At 61.1% G+C, this 17,604-nt stretch carries 17 protein-coding genes; 6 read left to right on the top strand and 11 right to left on the bottom strand.

What is annotated here, in order from left to right; genetic code table 11:
• Window positions 1-141: 141 nt before the first annotated feature.
• Genes Q1M54_RS02235 through Q1M54_RS02220 form a run of 4 tightly spaced genes read right to left on the bottom strand, consistent with a single transcriptional unit; the run spans window position 142 to window position 3,720 of the window.
• Window positions 142-912 (bottom strand): spermidine synthase, encoded by a 771-nt coding sequence (locus Q1M54_RS02235; protein WP_300553283.1) that lies wholly within the window; start codon window positions 910-912, stop codon window positions 142-144.
• An 11-nt stretch (window positions 913-923) separates the two neighbouring features.
• Window positions 924-1,748 carry a TatD family hydrolase gene (locus Q1M54_RS02230; RefSeq protein WP_300553280.1) on the bottom strand — a complete coding sequence of 275 codons (825 nt, stop codon included), beginning with the start codon at window positions 1,746-1,748 and terminating at the stop codon, window positions 924-926.
• A 15-nt stretch (window positions 1,749-1,763) separates the two neighbouring features.
• Window positions 1,764-2,459 (bottom strand): lipoprotein-releasing ABC transporter ATP-binding protein LolD, encoded by a 696-nt coding sequence (gene lolD, locus Q1M54_RS02225; RefSeq protein WP_300553277.1) that lies wholly within the window; start codon window positions 2,457-2,459, stop codon window positions 1,764-1,766.
• Entirely contained in the window at window positions 2,452-3,720 is a 1,269-nt protein-coding gene (locus tag Q1M54_RS02220; RefSeq protein WP_300553273.1) for a lipoprotein-releasing ABC transporter permease subunit, read from the bottom strand. The genes lolD and Q1M54_RS02220 overlap by 8 nt, the downstream gene beginning before the upstream one ends.
• Before the next feature lie 188 nt (window positions 3,721-3,908).
• Between Q1M54_RS02220 and Q1M54_RS02215 the strand changes: the two genes are divergently transcribed.
• The 3 genes from Q1M54_RS02215 (at window position 3,909) to recJ (ending at window position 7,507) form a co-directional block, all read left to right on the top strand.
• Window positions 3,909-4,751, top strand: coding sequence for a phosphatase PAP2 family protein (locus Q1M54_RS02215; RefSeq protein WP_300553271.1), 843 nt, complete (start codon window positions 3,909-3,911; stop codon window positions 4,749-4,751).
• A 79-nt stretch (window positions 4,752-4,830) separates the two neighbouring features.
• Window positions 4,831-5,790, top strand: a complete 960-nt coding sequence (locus Q1M54_RS02210; RefSeq protein WP_300553269.1) for a hypothetical protein — start codon at window positions 4,831-4,833, stop codon at window positions 5,788-5,790.
• 7 nt (window positions 5,791-5,797) lie between these two features.
• Window positions 5,798-7,507 (top strand): single-stranded-DNA-specific exonuclease RecJ, encoded by a 1,710-nt coding sequence (recJ, locus tag Q1M54_RS02205; RefSeq protein ID WP_300553266.1) that lies wholly within the window; start codon window positions 5,798-5,800, stop codon window positions 7,505-7,507.
• A 12-nt stretch (window positions 7,508-7,519) separates the two neighbouring features.
• Here the strand turns inward: recJ and coaD are convergent, their stop codons facing one another.
• The 4 genes from coaD to Q1M54_RS02185 all read right to left on the bottom strand — a co-directional run bounded on the left by coaD (window position 7,520) and on the right by Q1M54_RS02185 (window position 11,668).
• Window positions 7,520-8,026 carry a pantetheine-phosphate adenylyltransferase gene (gene coaD, locus Q1M54_RS02200; protein WP_300553264.1) on the bottom strand — a complete coding sequence of 169 codons (507 nt, stop codon included), beginning with the start codon at window positions 8,024-8,026 and terminating at the stop codon, window positions 7,520-7,522.
• Entirely contained in the window at window positions 8,023-8,721 is a 699-nt protein-coding gene (rsmD, locus tag Q1M54_RS02195; protein WP_300553261.1) for a 16S rRNA (guanine(966)-N(2))-methyltransferase RsmD, read from the bottom strand. Before rsmD ends, coaD begins: the two co-directional genes overlap by 4 nt.
• A gap of 92 nt (window positions 8,722-8,813) precedes the next feature.
• Window positions 8,814-10,208: a pitrilysin family protein gene (locus Q1M54_RS02190; RefSeq protein WP_300553259.1), complete on the bottom strand. Its 1,395-nt coding sequence runs from the start codon at window positions 10,206-10,208 to the stop codon at window positions 8,814-8,816.
• A 14-nt stretch (window positions 10,209-10,222) separates the two neighbouring features.
• A complete protein-coding gene (locus Q1M54_RS02185; protein WP_300553443.1) occupies window positions 10,223-11,668 on the bottom strand; it encodes a pitrilysin family protein in 1,446 nt (481 codons plus the stop codon).
• A gap of 7 nt (window positions 11,669-11,675) precedes the next feature.
• Here Q1M54_RS02185 and ftsY point away from each other — a divergent pair, with 7 nt between their 5' ends.
• From ftsY to Q1M54_RS02170, 3 genes are all read left to right on the top strand, one after another.
• On the top strand, window positions 11,676-12,737 hold the full coding sequence (ftsY, locus tag Q1M54_RS02180; RefSeq protein WP_300553256.1) for a signal recognition particle-docking protein FtsY: 1,062 nt from the start codon (window positions 11,676-11,678) through the stop codon (window positions 12,735-12,737).
• 166 nt (window positions 12,738-12,903) lie between these two features.
• Window positions 12,904-13,836, top strand: coding sequence for an RNA polymerase sigma factor RpoH (rpoH, locus tag Q1M54_RS02175; protein WP_300553253.1), 933 nt, complete (start codon window positions 12,904-12,906; stop codon window positions 13,834-13,836).
• 108 nt (window positions 13,837-13,944) lie between these two features.
• Complete coding sequence (locus Q1M54_RS02170; protein ID WP_300553251.1) at window positions 13,945-14,937, top strand: tripartite tricarboxylate transporter substrate binding protein; 993 nt, start codon at window positions 13,945-13,947, stop codon at window positions 14,935-14,937.
• A gap of 22 nt (window positions 14,938-14,959) precedes the next feature.
• Here the strand turns inward: Q1M54_RS02170 and Q1M54_RS02165 are convergent, their stop codons facing one another.
• From Q1M54_RS02165 to Q1M54_RS02155, 3 genes are read right to left on the bottom strand one after another with little or no spacing between them, the layout of a single operon-like run.
• On the bottom strand, window positions 14,960-15,568 hold the full coding sequence (locus tag Q1M54_RS02165) for an SCO family protein (protein ID WP_300553249.1): 609 nt from the start codon (window positions 15,566-15,568) through the stop codon (window positions 14,960-14,962).
• Window positions 15,569-15,577: 9 nt separating this feature from the next.
• A complete protein-coding gene (cyoE, locus tag Q1M54_RS02160) occupies window positions 15,578-16,474 on the bottom strand; it encodes a heme o synthase (protein WP_300553246.1) in 897 nt (298 codons plus the stop codon).
• The gene (locus Q1M54_RS02155; RefSeq protein ID WP_300553243.1) at window positions 16,471-17,601 is read right to left on the bottom strand and encodes a COX15/CtaA family protein; all 1,131 of its coding nucleotides are present in this window, start codon (window positions 17,599-17,601) and stop codon (window positions 16,471-16,473) included. Before Q1M54_RS02155 ends, cyoE begins: the two co-directional genes overlap by 4 nt.
• Window positions 17,602-17,604 lie beyond the last annotated feature (3 nt).

Here is a 17,604-nt window from a genome sequence, read left to right as displayed (position 1 = left end):
AGCGCTCCTCTAATTTGAGTTGAGGCAATTTTGGGGGAATCTACCTGCCAAAGTGATGTGGGTTACACCTATGTCCCGGGCGTGACCAATCCATGGTTTACCCTGATATTCAAAGGCTCTCAAACCTTTGAAGAAACCGCGTCAACGGGCCAGAGGTTTGAAAACTTGGAGCCATTTGGTGGCAGGCCAGCCCCACTTTTCTTCGATGGCACGGGCCGCTTGCTCAAGGGCATCTCGGGAGGGGCGACTGGGGGTGCGTTGGGCCAAAACGATGGCATTGCCCTCTCGGGTTGGTTTGAAGGCCCAGATGGCGTCTTCTCCAAACGCCGCAGAGATTTTGGCCAAACTCTCGGCATAACTCGAAGAGCGACCGAATAAGTTGACGGTCATGATCCCGTGTGGGGTCAGCAGTTCTCGGCAATCTCGGTAAAAATCCAAGGAGTCCAACACAGGCGCAGCGGCCTCGTCGTCGTACAAGTCCACCTGAAGCGCATCCACCGTGCCCAGCCACTCTTGTTTTTGAATTTCAAGCGACGCATCGGCCAGCACCACACGCAAACGCTCGTCGTCAGGCGGCAAGCGAAACCATCCCCGACAAGCATGCAAGACGCCGGGATTCAGTTCCACGGCCGTGCAGGTCATCTTGAGTTTTTTGTAGCAAAACTTGGTGATGGTGCCCGCCCCCAGCCCCAGTTGCATGGCGTGAGCGCCCTTGACCTCCTCTGGTGGCATGAACAAGAGCCAGCCGAACATGCGCTGCACATACTCCAGCTCAATGTCATAAGGACGGTCCAAAAACATGGAGCCCTGAATCCACTCCGTCCCCAAGTGCAGGTAACGGATTTTGCCGTCTTCGGAGAAATTGACTTCGGGCAATTCGCTTTCGGCGACGGAGGATTTTTTTCGGGTCATGGTGCGTGATGTTACAGAGCGTCCAGCTTGGGCAACACGCGGCAAGCGTTGTGGCTGCAGGCCATGGCCAAATCGGACAAGGGCAATCCCCGCAACTCGGCCAAGACCTGTGCAATGCGGGGCAACTCTGCCGGACTGTTGCGCCCCTGTGCAGCACCCAGCGCCCGCTGCTCAGCGGTTTGGTAAAGCCATTGCGGCGGAATGTCAGGCGCATCGGTCTCCAGCACTACAGCGCTCAAAGGCAGCTCGCAGGCCAAGCGGCGAAGCTGTAAAGAGCGCTCATAGGTCAGCGTACCGCCAAAGCCCAGCGCAAAGCCCATGGCCACAAAGGCCCGTGCCTGCTGCTGGCTGCCATTGAAAGCATGCGCAATGCCAGAAGCCACCGGGCACAGGCGCAAGCCTTTGAGCAACAAATCGGCCGAGCGCCGCACATGCAAGATCACGGGCAGGCCATGCTTTTGGGCCAGCTTCAGTTGCCCAGTGTAAAAAAACCATTGCCTCTCGCGCATCTCGGGCGTGCACAGTTCGGGCACAAAAAAGTCCAGCCCGATCTCGCCCACGGCCACCAGCCTCCGGTCACCTGCACGTTCACGCAAGGCCTGGTCCAGCTCCATCAGATCAGATGCTTGGGCCTGCGGCACATACAAGGGATGGATACCCAAGGCGTAGGCATCGTCATGTCGTTCGGCCAGCTGCGCCACATCGGCCCAGTGGGCACGCTGTACCGCCGGGATCACGCAGCGTGTCACGCCAACCATCCGGGCCGCTTCGCGCACCAAGTCGCGGTCGGCATCAAACTCGGCCGCGTCCAGGTGACAGTGCGTGTCGATCCACATTCAGCTTTGGAAAGTTTAGACAGGCGCTTCCAACACGCCCTTGACCAGGTGCAATTGCCGGTCACAGCGGGCGGCCAGAGCTTGGTCGTGGGTGACCACCACAAAGGCGGTGTCGCGCTCGCGGGCCAGTTGCAGCATCAAGGCAAACACACCGTCGGCCGTTTCGCGGTCCAGGTTGCCTGTGGGTTCGTCCGCCAGCACGCAAGCCGGGTCGTTGACCAAAGCGCGGGCCAAGGCCACGCGCTGGCGCTCGCCGCCAGACAGTTCCGATGGGCGATGGTGCAGGCGCTCTGCCAAACCCACACGCTGCAGCCAGCCCGTGGCCACTGCAGCGGCTTGGGCACGGTCTTGGCGTCGAATCCAAAGCGGCATGGCCACGTTGTCCAGCGCACTGAACTCGGGCAGCAGGTGGTGAAACTGATAAACAAAGCCCAAGTAACGGTTGCGCCACTGGCCTTGTTCGGCTGCACTCAGCGCCGACAGCAACTGGCCCTTCAATTGCACCGAGCCTTGGGTTGGGGCGTCCAGGCCACCGAGCAAATGCAGCAAAGTGCTTTTGCCTGAACCGGAAGCGCCCACGATGGCGAGTGTCTCGCCCGCGTGCACGGCCAGATCCACGCCCTGCAACACGGTCACATCCAAACGGCCCTCGGTGAAGCGCTTGGTCAGGCCCTGCGCCTCAAGCACTACGGCGTTTTTCGTGTCATTCATAGCGCAGCGCCTCCGCCGGGTTGACCTGGCTGGCACGCCAGCTGGGGTAAAGCGTGGCCACAAAAGCCAGCACCAAGGAGATGATGGCCACCGGCCAAATGTCACTGGCCAGCGGCTCGCTGGGCATGCGGCTGATCAGGTAAATGTCGCGCGGCAAAAAGCTGGCGTTGAAGAGTGTCTCCAGTGCAGGCACGATCACATCGATGTTGAAGGCCACCAACAGGCCGAGCGCCAAACCGCTCAGGGTGCCGATCACGCCCACGGTGGCGCCTTGCACCACAAAAATACCCATGATGCTGCGCGGGCTGGCCCCCAGGGTGCGCAAGATCGCGATGTCGGCACGCTTGTCGGTCACCGTCATCACCAAGGTGCTGACCAAATTGAAAGCCGCCACTGCCACGATGAGGGTCAGGATGATGAACATCATGCGTTTTTCGACCTGAACGGCGGCAAACCAGGTCTTGTTCTGCTGCGTCCAGTCGCGCACAAAAAAGCCAGGCCCCAAATCCAGTTGAAGGTCTCGTGCCACCTCCCGCGCTTGGTGCAGGTCACGCAATTTGAGGCGCACGCCACTTGGGCCTTCCAGCCGGAACATGCGAACAGCGTCCTCGACGTGCATCAGCGCCAGCGCCGAGTCGTATTCGTAGTGACCTGAAGAAAACGTGCCCACCACACCCATTTGTTTCATGCGCGGCACCACGCCGGCAGGGGTGACCTGACCGGACGGCGAAACGAGCGTCACCGGGTCACCCCCTTGCAAACCCATGTTGTTGGCCAAGTCTCGGCCCAGCACCAGGCCGAATTCGCCGGGCACAAGACGGCCCAAAACGCCCGCTTGCGTGTCCTGCGACAGATCGCTGACCTCGGGCTCTCGGGCGGGGTCAATGCCGCGCACCAACACGCCCTTCATGTCCTCGCCCCGCGCCAGCAAGGCCTGCGCGGTCACAAAAGGCGCAGCGCCAAGCACCTGTGGATGCGCTTTCAGGCGCGCTAACAGCGCTGGCATATCGGCAACAGCCGCTGCATCCACGGCGTACACCTCAATGTGCGACACCACCCCCAGCATGCGATCTCGCACTTCTTTTTGGAAGCCGTTCATCACGCTCAACACGATGATCAGCGCCGCCACACCCAGGCCAATGCCCATCATGGACACCCCAGAAATGAAGGAAATGAAGCCGTTTCGCCGAGTGGCGCGGCCTGCACGCGTGTAGCGCCAGCCGAGCACCAGCTCGTAGGGGATGTTTTTAAAAAAAGACATAGTCCGCTATTGTGACGAATCGCTAAAGGCCACCGCCCAAGGCGCGGGTACAAAGCCTGTACCCACACAACCCACCCAGTGTTTTTACTTAAAAAGTCGCACCGGAGACGTTTTGAAACTGCGCCCGGGTCTGAAATCCAAAAGCCCCAAGCCGCATGGGGCTTCAGACCAAAAAAGGAGACACCCCCATGTACACCCGCATTGGGACACTGAGCACCTTGGCTGCTGCCACCTTGCTCAGCGCCTGCCAAACCGCCCCGATCAAAACCGCTATGCCCCCGACCTCACCCGAAGTGGTGGGTGAATTCCGCAAAGGCTCAGGCTACCTGAACGGCTACATCGACCGCAAGGAACTGCCTGACAGCCTGGCCTTGGTCCCACCCCCACCCGCCCCCGGCTCGGCCCGCCAGGCGGCCGATGTGCAGCAGCATCAGCAGACCCGGGCCCTGCGTAACACTCCGCGCTGGGAGTACGCCTTCAAGGACGTGAACCTGAAGTTTCCCGAAGCGACCGGGGTGTTCTCGTGCGCACTGGACATGCCGATCTCGCAAGAGGCCACGCCCCACCTGAACATGCTGCTGCGCCGCAGCCTGGTGGACGCGGGCTTTGCCACCTACAGGGCCAAAGACCACTACCAGCGCAAGCGCCCATTTGCCGAGTTGGGTGAAACCACCTGCTCGCCCAAGGAAGAAGCGCACCTGTCCAAGGACGGCGCTTATCCCTCGGGCCACGCAGCGCTGGGCTGGGCCTGGGGCCTGATCCTGGCTGGGCTCGCCCCCGACAAGGCCAATGCCTTGGTTCAACGCGGCCACGCCTTTGGCGACAGCCGCATGGTGTGCGGCGTGCACTGGCAAAGTGACCTGGAAGCCGGTCGCTTGGTGGGCGCTGCCACCGTGGCACGCCTGCAAGCCGACCCGGTGTTCCAGGCCCAGGCGCAGCTGGCCAAGGCCGAGATTGCTGCCGCCCGGTCCAAAGGCCTGAAGTCCAACCGCACCGACTGCACTGCCGAAGCCGCTGCTTTGAAACGCTGAGGGTTGGGCGTTGAGCCCTGAACGCTGCACGCTGAACCGGCAAACCCACCTTGCATGGGGCCTGCGACAATCAGGCCCCATGCACCTGATCATTCCCTATGCGGCCAGTCACGCCTTCACCGGCCCCGAGGTCTGGGCCGGTTGGCAGCTGCCCCATCTGCAAATCCTGCTGAGCCTGCTGCAGCGCCAGCAGGTGCTGCAAGACCCCAGTACCGCAGCACTGCACCTGCCCCACGAACGCCTGCAAGCCCAGGCCCTGGGCTGGCCGCTTGACGCCCCCACCCTGCCCTGGGCCGCTTGGCACCGGGCGCAGCAAGGCCAGGAAAACGCCGCGCCCCAAGCCTGGATGACACCCTGCCACTGGCAAATCGGCATGGACCAGGTGGTGATGGCCGACCCCGCGCATTTGCGCTTGAGCGATGAAGAATCGCAGCAACTTTTGCAAGCCATGCAACCGTTTTTGCAAGAAGACGGCCTGCAAGTGACCTGGCACAGCGCCTTGCTTTGGCACGTCCAGGGGACACTGCTGGCTGAACTACCCACCGTCTCTCTCGACCGGGTGATCGGTCAGAACGTGAAAGACTGGATGCCCCAGCACCCCGCTGCCCGGCCGCTGCAACGCCTGCAAAGCGAAATGCAGATGCTGCTGTACAACCACCCGGTGAACGACGCACGCGAGGCCCGCAGGCAGCACACCGTCAACGCCTTTTGGCTGCATGGCGCAGGCACGCTATCTGCGATCACCGCTTCCGCTGCGCCGCCCATGAGCGAGACAGTGACCGTGTCCGATGCCCTGCGGGCCAGTGCTTTGCATGGCGACATGCAGACTTGGCGGCAAGCCTGGCAGCAGCTCGATGCCACGGCCCTAGCCGATGCACTGAAACATCTGGAGGCCACCGGCCAAGTTACCCTCAGCCTGTGCAGCGAGCACACCGCCCACACCTACACCGCCGCGCCTGCCGCTTGGCACCAAAAAATAACCCGGCTGTTCAACAAACCCTCTGCTGCAGCGGCACTCCAAGCCCTCATCACCAACTGATCGCCCCATGAATTTGCTCACCCGAGATGTGCCCCCCCGGAGCGCCTGGGCGCTGGAACAAGCGGGCATCCACCCCTTGCTAGCGCGCCTGTACGCCGCCCGTGGCGTGTTGTCCAAAGACGAACTCGACGACGCCCTGAACCTGCTGCTGCCTCCCGCGGGCATGCTGGGAACGCTCGAAGCGGCCCAACTGCTGGCAGACGCCATGGCGCAAAACAAGCGCCTGTGCATCGTGGCCGATTACGACTGCGACGGCGCAACCGCCTGCGCTGTGGGCGTGCGCGGCCTGCGCATGCTGGGTGCACAACACGTGAGTTATCTGGTGCCCGACCGCGTGGTCGACGGCTACGGCCTGACCCCACCCATTGCCGAACGGGTCCACGCGCAAGGGGCGGATGTGCTGATCACGGTGGACAATGGCATCGCCAGTGTGGCGGGCGTGCAAGCCGCGCAAGCCTTGGGCCTGCAGGTGCTGGTCACCGACCACCACCTGCCAGGCAGCGAACTGCCCACCGCCGAAGTCATCGTCAACCCCAACCAACCCGGCTGCAGTTTCACCAGCAAATCGATCGCCGGTGTGGGCGTGATGTTTTACGTGCTGCTGGCCCTGCGCGCCGAACTGCGCCAGCGCGGCGTGTTTGAAGCCAGCAACCAGCCGCGCTTAGACGCCCTGCTGCCCCTGGTGGCACTGGGCACCGTGGCCGATGTGGTCAAGCTCGACGCCAACAACCGCCGCTTGGTGGCCCAAGGCCTGCGCCGCGTGCGGGCCGGGGCCTTACCGCCGGGCATGGCAGCGCTGATGCGGGCAGCGGGGCGCGAAATCGCCAAGGCCACCACTTTTGATTTTGGCTTTGCCTTGGGGCCGCGCATCAATGCCGCAGGCCGTTTGGCCGACATGACGCTGGGCATCGAGTGCCTGCTGACCGACGACGCAGGCCGCGCCGACGCGCTGGCCAAACAGCTGGATGCGATCAACCGCGAACGCCGCGTGATCGAGGGCGACATGCGCGAGATGGCCATGGAAATGGCCGAGTCGCTGTTTGACGAGGGCGACGAACCACCGCCTGCCATTTGCGTGTTCGACCCGGACTTTCACGAAGGCGTGGTGGGCATCGTGGCCTCGCGCATCAAGGACAAGCTGCACCGCCCTACTTTTGTGTTCGCAGCCAGCATCGCCCCGGGCAAGGAGCATGAACTCAAAGGCTCGGGCCGATCCATTGCGGGGTTTCATTTGCGCGACGCGCTCGATTTGGTGGCCAAGCGCGCCCCGGGGGTGCTTTTGCGCTTTGGCGGCCATGCGATGGCGGCGGGCTGCACGGTTGCGGAAGAGCATCTGGATGTGTTTGAAGAAACGCTGAACCAGGTGGCCATGGAATGGCTGGACGCGGCCACGCTGCAACGCCGCCTGGAAACCGATGGCCCGCTACCCGCCGAGTACCGACGGGTGGACCTGGTGGACATGCTTCACCACGAGGTCTGGGGTCAGGGCTTTGCACCGCCCGTGTTTTGCGAAGAAATCGAGATCGTGTCGCAGCGCCTGGTGGGCGAGAAACACCTGTCGCTCAAGATGAAGCACCAAGGCCAGCCGGTGGATGGCATCTGGTTTGGCCGCACCGAGCCTTTGCCTGCACGGGTCAAGCTGGCTTACCGGCTGGACGCCGACGAGTGGCAGGGGCAAAAGCGGGTGCGCTTTTTGGTGGAGGGCGCGGAACTTTAAAACCCCGCTGGCTCAGTGTTTGGTGGCGACCTTGGCTTGTAAGGCATTGAGCACAGGGGTGGAGACCAGGCCCGACACATCCCCGCCGAGCTTGGCGATCTCGCGCACCAAGGTGCTGCTGATGTGCTGCACATGGGCGCTGGTGTGCAAAAACACGGTGTCCACCTCTGGGGCCAGATGGCGGTTCATGCCTGACATTTGCGTTTCGTAGTCGTAGTCGGTCACCGAGCGCAGGCCTCGCACGATCACCTGGGCGTTTTGTGAACGCACAAACTCAACGATCAGTCCATCAAACGGCAGCGCCTTCACGTTGGGGCAATCGGCCAGCGCGGCTTGGGCCAGCGACAGACGCTCGTCCAAGGTGAACATCGTGTTTTTGTGGTGCGCACGGGCCACCGCGATGATGACTTGGTCAAACATCTGCGCAGCGCGGCGGATGGCGTCTTCGTGGCCCAGGGTCAAGGGGTCAAAGGTGCCGGAGTAAACAGCGGTCACGGTGGTGTTGGCAGCTCGGCTCATGGTGTGTCTCCTTCAGCAGGAATGGCAGTCGGGGTGGGCGCTGGATCGAGGTGGGTCCGTTGCAGCAAATGCGCATGCACCGCACTCGCTTTGAGGTGGCGCTCGCATTGCAAACCCAAAGCCCTCAGCGCGTCGGCAGGCCAAGCCACCGGGGCTTCCAGGTAAATCCAGCCGCCTACAGGAACAGCCCGGGTGGCGGCCTTCAGCGCCGGTTCAAACCAAGGGCCTTCAAATGGCGGATCGATGAAAACCAAGTCCACGCTTGCGGCAGGCAAGCGCAGCAAGGCGGCGACGCCATCACCGCGCTGCACGTTGACCATGCTGGCTTTGAGGCGGGTGGCGTTGTCTTGCAAATCGCGCGCCAACACAGCGTCTTGCTCAACCATCAGCACATGGGCAGCTCCGCGCGATGCGGCCTCTAGGCCCAGCACGCCCGTGCCGGCAAACGCATCGACACAACGCCAGTCGCTCAGGTCCTGCCCCAGCCAGTTGAAAAGGGTTTCACGCACGCGGTCAGGGGTTGGGCGCAGGCCGGGTTTGTCGATGACTTTGAGCCGCGTGCGCCGCCACTGCCCACCGATGATGCGGATCTCGTGCGATGACGGACCTTTGGGCACCGGGTTCTTGGGCTTTTTTGCCGCAGCATGACGGGCTGCACCGGTCAGCGATGGTCGTTTGGAAGGAGCTGAAGACATAGCTTGCGAGTGTAAGGCCGCAGCGAAGTTAGCCCCTGAGAGTCAGTCACCTGTTGAAACAAGTCAGTCATTGGGTGCCGCCTCAAGCGGACTCAGGGCTGACCACCCACCACCACCGTGACCATGCGCTCAGGCTGCAGCACCCGGGCCATGGCGCGTTGCACATCGGCAGCGCTGACGCGCTCGATTTGGCGCGTCCAGTTGCTCAGGTAGTCCAAGGGCAAACGGTTCCAAGCAATGTTGGCCACGTTGTCCAGCAACTTGCGGTTGCTGTCGATGCGCAGCGCAAAGCCGCCCACCAAATTGGATTTGGCCGCTTGCAACTCGGCCTCGGTCGGGCCTTCGCGCACAAAGCCTTGAACCACATCTTTGGCCACCGCCACGGCCTGTGCGGCTTGGTCGGGACGGGTCTGCAAGCCCACGGTGAAAGCGCCAGCGTGCAAGCCCGGCGAAAAAGCGCTGTAAACGCTGTAGCTCAGACCGCGTTTTTCACGCACTTGCTCGGTCAGGCGCGAAACAAAGCCACCACCACCCAAGATGTGGTTGCCCACCAGCAGAGGGAAAAAGTCGGGATCTGAACGCTTGTAGCCCGGCTGGCCCATCAGCACATGGGCTTGTGCCGAATCGAATGGGAGTTGCAGGTTTTGTGCGGCAGTCAAAGGCGCCACCTCCGGCACAGGCGGCAAACTTTGGCAACCTGCATCGCGAGGCCACTGCGCCAATAGGCGTTGCACCAAGGCATCGGTTTGGACACGGGTCAAAGCCCCCACCACACTCACCGTGGCACGGCAAGCGCGCAGACTCTGCGCGTGCAGCTTGTGCAAATCTTGCACGCCAATGCGCGCGAGGGTCTCTGGCGTGGTGCGCTGGCCATACGGGTGCGTGCCGAAAACGGCTTGGGCAAATCGGTGCTGCACCACGGTGCCCGGTTTGGTCAGCGATTCACGGATGGACGCACTGAAACGCTCCCGATCGCGCAACCACATGGCTTCAGGAAAGGCCGGGTGCGCCATCTGCCGAGCCGCTAGGGCCACGGCTTTGTCCAGCAGGTCCGGGAAACTCAGGCTGCGCAGGCCAAAGCTCAAACGGTCGCCACTGGCACTGATGCCCAAACTGGCGCCCAAATCGGCCCAAGCTTCACCGACTTGGTTTTCATCCATGGCCCGGGGATAGGGACCTTGCCCTTGGGGTTCGGCACGGGTGCCGTTCGCCATCTGGCCCGCCATGACCGAAGCCAAGCCCGACTGCGCTGCAGGGTCGCGGCGGCTGCCCGCATCGATGTCGATCTGCACATCAACCATGGGGATGGCGTGGCTCTCAACCAGGTAAACACGGGCCCCGTTGGCTTGGGTCCAATGCTGAATGGGCAAAGCGGCTTGCGCTGAAGGGCCAAAGCCCCAGCAAGCCAGCACAAAACTGCTAAATCCAAGGGTTTTGCGGACTTTAAGAAGAAAAAAACTGGTTCGCATGGTGGTGTGGTTGTGCATGACGTTCACCGGGTTCAATGTCGCGCACCCGCAGATGGGCGGCGCGGACGAGGCTGACCCGACAAAGGCTGTGGCCGCAAAATGGCCACCGTGAGGCTGTCGTCGCCAAAATACTTTTGCGCCACGGCTTGCACTTGGCCAGGTGTGACTTGGCGCAAACGGGCAATCAGTTGTGTTCCGTAGTCTGGCGGTAAGCCCAGGGTCCAGGCCACGCCCAGTTCGCGGGCTTGGTTGAACACCGAGTCCAGTTTGTAGATTTCGCCCGCTACCCATTGGGTCTTGACGCGCTGCAGCTCGGCTTCGGTCACGCCTTCGGTGGCCACGCGCTGCACCTGGGCACGCAAGGCCGCCTCCAGTGCTTCTGGCGTTTGGCCTTTGGCGGGCACACCTTCCAGATAAAAGAACTGTGGACCGCGTCCCATGAGGCCGTTGTAGGCCCCCGCACTGTCGGCCAAGCGATTTTCACCTTGGGTCAGGGCACGGTCTAGCCGGGCACCGCTGTAGCCGTCCAGAACCGCAGCCAACACGGTCAGAGCCAGCGCCTCGTCGTGCTCGGGCGCAGGGGCCAAGCTGGCCAGTCTTGGCACTTTAAAAGCCAACGCCACATAAGACTGTTCGGCCGGGGCCTTGAACTCGAAACGACGCAGGCCTTGCTGCGCAGGCTCATCGCGCGGCTTGCGATCGGGTACGGCACGGGCAGGGATCACGCCGTAGTATTGGTCGGCCAAGGCCTTGACGCGCATCGGATCGACATCGCCTGCCACCACCACCACGGCGTTGGCCGGCGAGTACCACTTGCGGTAAAAGTCGCGGGCATCTTGCGCTGTCATGGCTTCAAGGTCACTCATCCAGCCTACGATGGGACGACGGTAAGGCGAAGCGACCAAAGCGGTGGCCGACAGCATTTCGTGCAGCTGTGCACGGGGGTTGTCATCGGTGCGCAGGCGGCGCTCTTCTTTGACCACCTCCAGCTCCTTGATGAATTCGCTGTCTGGCCACTGGTTGTTGGCAAAGCGGTCAGACTCCAAGCGCATCACGGCTTCCAGTTGCGCGGAAGGTATCTGCTGGAAATAGCCGGTGTAGTCCTTGGCAGTGAACGCGTTTTCGCGCCCTCCCAGAGCCGCCACTCGGCGCGAAAACTCACCGGCTGCCAAGTTGGGCGTGCCCTTGAACAGCATGTGCTCCAGCACATGGGCCACGCCACTGGTGCCATCCACCTCGTCCATAGAGCCCACACGCAGCCACACCATGTGCACCGCCGTCGGGGCACGGCGGTCGGGCTTGACCCACAAGGCCATGCCGTTGGCCAATGTGAAGGTGTGCACTTGCGCCACAGCGGCCGGATTGGCTGCGGCATTGGCCGAGTTTTGTGACCCCTGTGGAGCCTGCGCGAGAACGCTCGCGGCAGCGCCCCACAAGGCTGTTGCCATGGAAAGTGCCAAGAGAAAGTTCGGTTTCATAGAATGCATGATCCTTGAAATCCAAGCCATGTTCAGTTTCTTCAAAAAAAAATCCCCAATTGCCGAGGTCCCATCGACCCCAACTGCTGACTTACCGGCTGTTGCAACGGCTGCCAACATTCCCTTGGCACCCACAAACCTGCCCTCTGAAGCGCCCGCAGCCCCCATTGCCCGTCAGGGCTGGCTTGACCGCCTGAAGGCGGGCCTGCGCAAAACCGGCTCCAGCATCACCACCGTCTTCACGGGCACACGCATCGATGACGAGCTGTATGAAGAGCTGGAAACAGCACTTCTGGTGGCCGACACAGGCGTCAAAGCCACCGAGCATTTGCTGCAAGACCTCAAACGCCGCGTGAAAGACAGCAAGGCCACCGAACCAGCTCAGGTCAAAAACCTGTTGGCCGATGCCATCACCGACTTGCTGCTGCCTCTGCAAAAGCCTTTGGCCATTGGCGACCACCAGCCCACTGTCATCATGGTGGCTGGCGTCAACGGCGCGGGCAAGACGACCTCCATTGGCAAATTGACCAAGCATCTGGCAGACGAGGGGCTGAGCGTGCTGCTGGCCGCCGCCGACACCTTCCGCGCCGCTGCCAAGGAGCAACTGGCTGTCTGGGCTGACCGCAACACGGTCGAGATTGTCAGCCAGCAAGGCGGCGACCCAGCAGCTGTGAGCTTTGACGCCGTCAGCGCAGGCCGCGCTCGGGGCCGGGACGTGGTGCTGGTGGACACGGCCGGTCGCCTGCCCACTCAAACCCATCTGATGGAAGAGCTGAAAAAAATCAAGCGTGTGGTTCAAAAGGCCGACGGCTCGGCCCCGCACGAGGTGCTGCTGGTGATCGATGGCAACACCGGACAAAACGCCTTGGCCCAGGTCAAGGCTTTTGACGACACCTTGGGCCTGACAGGCCTGATCGTGACCAAACTGGACGGTACAGCCAAGGGCGGGGTGCTGTGCGCCATTGCCCGCGAAAAGCCGATTCCGGTTTACTTCATTGGCGTAGGTGAGAAGCTGGAAGACCTGGAAACTTTCAATGCCCGTGAGTTTGCTCAAGCCCTGCTGAGCTAACCAACTGCAGCACTTGACGCGTCTTCCAGCACACAGACTGACGGGCAGACATTGCCCAAAATGGTGAAGTTCGGCCACCTGCCGCCCGGCGCCAATTTGGCAACCCCCTTTTGGCACTCCTCACCAGAGAGTGCTAATATTGGGGTATTCTGAAAGGAGTTCTGGTATGAACATTCAAACTGGTTCCCCCGCCACTGCCATCACGCTGAGCAACCCTTGGGCGGTGGTGCCCTCGCTCGGCCACCTCGACGCCTATATTTCTGCGGTCAACCGCATGCCGATGCTCACCCTTGAGGAAGAGCAGGAAGCCGCCCGCCAACTCAAAGCCAACGACGACCTTGAGGCCGCCCGCAAGCTGGTGCTCTCGCACCTGCGTTTGGTGGTGTCCGTGTCGCGCCAATATTTAGGTTATGGCCTGCCGCACGGCGACCTGATCCAAGAAGGCAATGTGGGCCTGATGAAAGCGGTCAAGCGCTTTGACCCCGAGCAAGGTGTGCGCCTTGTGAGCTACGCGCTGCATTGGATCAAGGCCGAGATCCACGAGTACATCCTGAAAAACTGGCGCATGGTCAAGGTGGCCACCACCAAGGCACAGCGCAAGTTGTTTTTCAACCTGCGCTCCATGAAACAAGGCTACAAGTCCGACGCCGATGCAGGCACGCACCGCGACACCCTGACCCCCGACCAAGTGGCGTCCATGGCCCACAGCCTGAACGTCAAGGGCGAGGATGTGCGTGAGATGGAAATGCGCATGTCCGGCGGCGATGTGCTGCTCGACCCCGCCCCCTCTGACGACGGAGAGCAAGCTTTTGGCCCCATCGCCTACCTGGCCGATGTGAACCATGAGCCCACCGCCATGATCGAAGCACACCAGCGCGACGTGATGGCCAGTGACGGCCTGGCCAGTGCCTTGAATGCGCTGGACGAACGCAGCCGCCGCATCGTCGAAGAGCGTTGGCTCAAGGTCAACGACAACGGCTCGGGTGGCATGACACTGCATGATTTGGCCGACGAATACGGCGTCAGCGCCGAGCGCATTCGCCAGATCGAAGTTGCCGCTATGAAAAAGATGAAAAAGGCGCTGGTCGAGTTCGCTTGAAGGTTTATTCTTTCCCAGCGTCTGACGCTCAGTTACCCGGCTCAGTCCGGGTATTTTTTCGCCCGCTTTAAGCTACAGTGTTTGCTGTTTTATTGAAGATTTTTTACCATGAACACACTCACCACCGTCCGCTTTCCACGTCGCCTGTTGGCCCAGGCCATAGGCGCCGTTTTCTTGCTGGCCGCAGCACCCACATGGGCGGCCAAATGGCCCACGCAAACTGTGCGTCTGGTGGTGGGTTTTCCCGCCGGCTCCAGCCCCGACCTGACAGCACGCGCACTGGCCGAGCCTTTGTCCAAAGCATTGGGGCAAAACGTGATCGTTGAAAACAAAGTGGGCGCTGGTGGCAACATCGCTGCCGACTTCGTCGCCAAGTCCACCGACGGTCACACTTTGGGCCTGATGATCAACGGCAACATGACCATTGCCCGCATCTTGAACCCCAAGGTGCCCTATGACCCACTCAAAGACCTCGCCCCCATCAGCCTGATTGGTAAAGCGCCGTTGGTCCTGACCGTGCCGGCGAACGCTCCTGGGCAGACCGCCAAAGAGTGGTTGAGCTGGGCCCAAAAGTCAGGCAACCAACTCAGCTATGCGTCACCAGGTGTCGGCACCGTGGCGCACTTGGGCATGGAACTGCTCAAAACCAAGGCCAACATTGCACCCGTGCATGTGCCCTACCCCGGCAACCCGCAAATCATCACAGCTTTGCTGGGGGGTCAGGTGCAGTTGGCCTTGTTGCCACCGGCCATGTCGGCTGCGCAAGTCAGTGCGGGCAAATTGCGGGCCATTGGGGCCTCCAGTAGCGGCCGCAGCTCGGTGGCCGCAGAAGTGCCCAGCTTGGCGGAAATCGGCGTCAAAGATTACCAGTTGGAAATTTGGAATGCAGTGGCTGCACCTGCTTCCATGCCAGCAGCGGTTGCCAGCCAGTTGTCTGCCGTTGTGAGCGACATCGTGCGTTCACCGGAGATGCGGGCGCGCTTGTTTCAGCAAGGCTGGCAGGTGGTGGGTTCCTCGCCAGAAGGTTTGAAAAACCGCATCGAGGCCGATACCCAAGCCTTGGGGGCCATCATCCGCAGTCAGAAGATCGAGCTGAACTGAAGCCCGATTTAACTTTCTGGCCTTACTTGCCACTCAGCAATATCTTCACGTCAGCAGCCAAAGTCTCGGCCCCGCTGGCGTGGCGGTTGTACAGCCGAATACGGCCTTGCGGATCAAATGCAAAACTGCCAGCCGAATGGTCCAGGGTGTAGCTGGTGGGGGTTTTGCCGTCGACCTTTTTGTAATAGATCTTGAAGTCTTTGGTCACTTTGGGAAGCTGCTCTGGGCTGGGGCGCAATGCCACGAAATCAGCGCCAAAGTTGGCCACATAGGCCTTGAGCAACTCGGGCGTGTCACGCTCAGGGTCGACAGTGATGAAAATGCCCTGCAATTTGGTGCCATCCGCGCCCAAGAGCTGTTTGGCTTGGGCGATTTCTTGCAAGGCCGTGGGACACACATCGGGGCATTGGGTGAAGCCAAAAAACACCACCACGGCTTTGCCTGCAAAGTCCTTCAAAGTGCGCACTTGGCCATCTTGGTCACTCAGCGTGAAACCCTGCGCGTAATCAGCGCCCGTGATGTCCACACCCTTGAAAGCGGGCTTGTCTTGGCCACAACCGGTCAAAACCGCCAAGGCACTGACCAAGCCCAAAGCCAAAACGGTTCTCGAAACAACTCTGCGCTGCAGCATGACTGGGCCTTAGAAAAGATAGTGGTCGAGCAGCAAAGCGGCAAACAAGGCGCTCAGGTGGACCAATGAAAAGCGAAAGGTTTTGCGGGCCAGCTCATCCGAGTATTCCCGGTACAAAGCCACTGCGTACCCGATGAAGCCGATGCTGAGCACCACCGCTGCCGCCAAATAGAGCCAAGAGCTCATGCCATAGACAAAGGGCATCAGGCAAGAGGCCATCAACACCACGGTGTACAACAAGATTTGCAAGCGCGTGAATTCGTTGCCATGCGTGACCGGCAACATGGGCAAACCAGACTTGCGGTAGTCCTCAACGCGGTACAGCGCCAGCGCCCAAAAATGCGGTGGCGTCCACAAGAAGATGATCAAAAACAAGATCAAGGCTTCCGGCCCGACCTGCCCGGTCATGGCGGCCCAGCCCAGTACAGGAGGCATGGCCCCACTGGCCCCGCCAATCACAATGTTTTGAGGTGTGAGTGGCTTCAAGATCACGGTGTAAATGATGGCGTAGCCCACAAAGGTGGCAAAGGTCAGCCACATCGTGAGCGGGTTGACCAACACGTACAGCACGGCCGAGCCCACAGCGCACAGAACCCCTGAAAACAACAGCGCCTGACGGTCGCTCAGTTCCCCTTTGGCGGTTGGTCGCCAAGCGGTGCGCTTCATCTTGGCGTCGATGGTTTTCTCAACCAGGCAGTTGAAGGCCGCAGCCGCACCCGCCACCAACCAGATGCCCACACAAGCCCAAAGACCCAGCTTCAATTCAGCCCAGCTGGGCACACCCGGGACAGCCAGCACCATGCCGATCAGCGCACAAAACACAATCAACTGAACCACGCGCGGCTTGGTCAGGGCGTAATACTGCTGCCAAGCAGTCATCGGCAAAGGGGCAGTCGCGGCGGTCATGGGGCAGGCCTTGGGGAAAACGTCATACGCTGTGGATTATCGTTCCGGCTGGCACTGAGCGCCCAGGTCAAGGTCACGACCATGGCAGCGGCGCCACCGGTATGCAAAACGGCTGCCAACAAAGGCCAGCCTAACACCACATTGCTCAGCCCAGTGATGAGTTGCAAAGCAGACAAACCCAACAACCAGCGTCCTGCCAAAGTCAAACCCCGGTGCTGACGCAAGCGCCACCCCAGCCACACCATGGCGCCCAAAACCAACCAAGCAGCCGAACGGTGAACAAAGTGGATGGTGGACAAAGCCAGAAAGGGCAAAAGCTCCCCGCTGGGGGTGTAACCCAACTCTCGCCACACACTGAAACCTTCCCAATTCATTTCGGGGACCCATTGGCCATTGCAGGTTGGAAAGTCTGGACACGCCAACACGGCGTAGTTGGTACTGACCCAGCCACCCAGAGCAATTTGAACCGAGATCAGAACAAAACCGATCCACAAGCCTCGGCGCAAAATCATTGGCACTGGGCGCAGGCCCGCACCGTCGTAGCGCACGGCTTGGGCTGTGAGCAAAGCCAACAATCCAATGCCGCCCATCAGGTGCAAGGTGACGATGGCCGGAAACAGCTTCATGGTGACGGTGAGGGCACCGAAAGCCCCTTGCATGCAGACCCACAGCAAGGTCAAAGTGGACAACCACGGGTTGACTTCTCGACTTTGACGGCGCAGCCACCAAGTCATGCTGGCCAAGGTGAGGATCAAGACCCCCACCCCTGTGGCCAGGTAACGGTGAACCATTTCGATCCAGGCTTTGCTCTTGGTGACCGGCCCCGTGGGCATGGCGGTTTCAGCGGCCTTGATTTCAGCTTTGGCACCTATGGGCGTGACGCTGCCGTAGCAGCCAGGCCAGTCGGGACAACCCAATCCGGAGTCGGTCAATCGTGTGAAAGCGCCAAACAACACCAAATCAAAGGTCAAAAACAAGGTGATCAACGTCAGTGCTTTCAACCGACTGGTCGGGGTGGCACGGCGCTGCCTCCAAAACCACCAAGCCAGCGGCAATGCAGCCACCGCCAAACCTACCGCCATCAGTTCCAGCAATGGCTCAAGGTTGTACAACTCAACTTCATTCATGGT

The organism is Limnohabitans sp. Rim8, from assembly GCF_943326455.1.
In the GTDB taxonomy this organism is placed as follows: Bacteria; Pseudomonadota; Gammaproteobacteria; order Burkholderiales; family Burkholderiaceae_C; genus Limnohabitans_A.
Note: the sequence above shows the minus strand (reverse complement) of the source record. Positions and strands in the feature narration are given on the sequence as shown.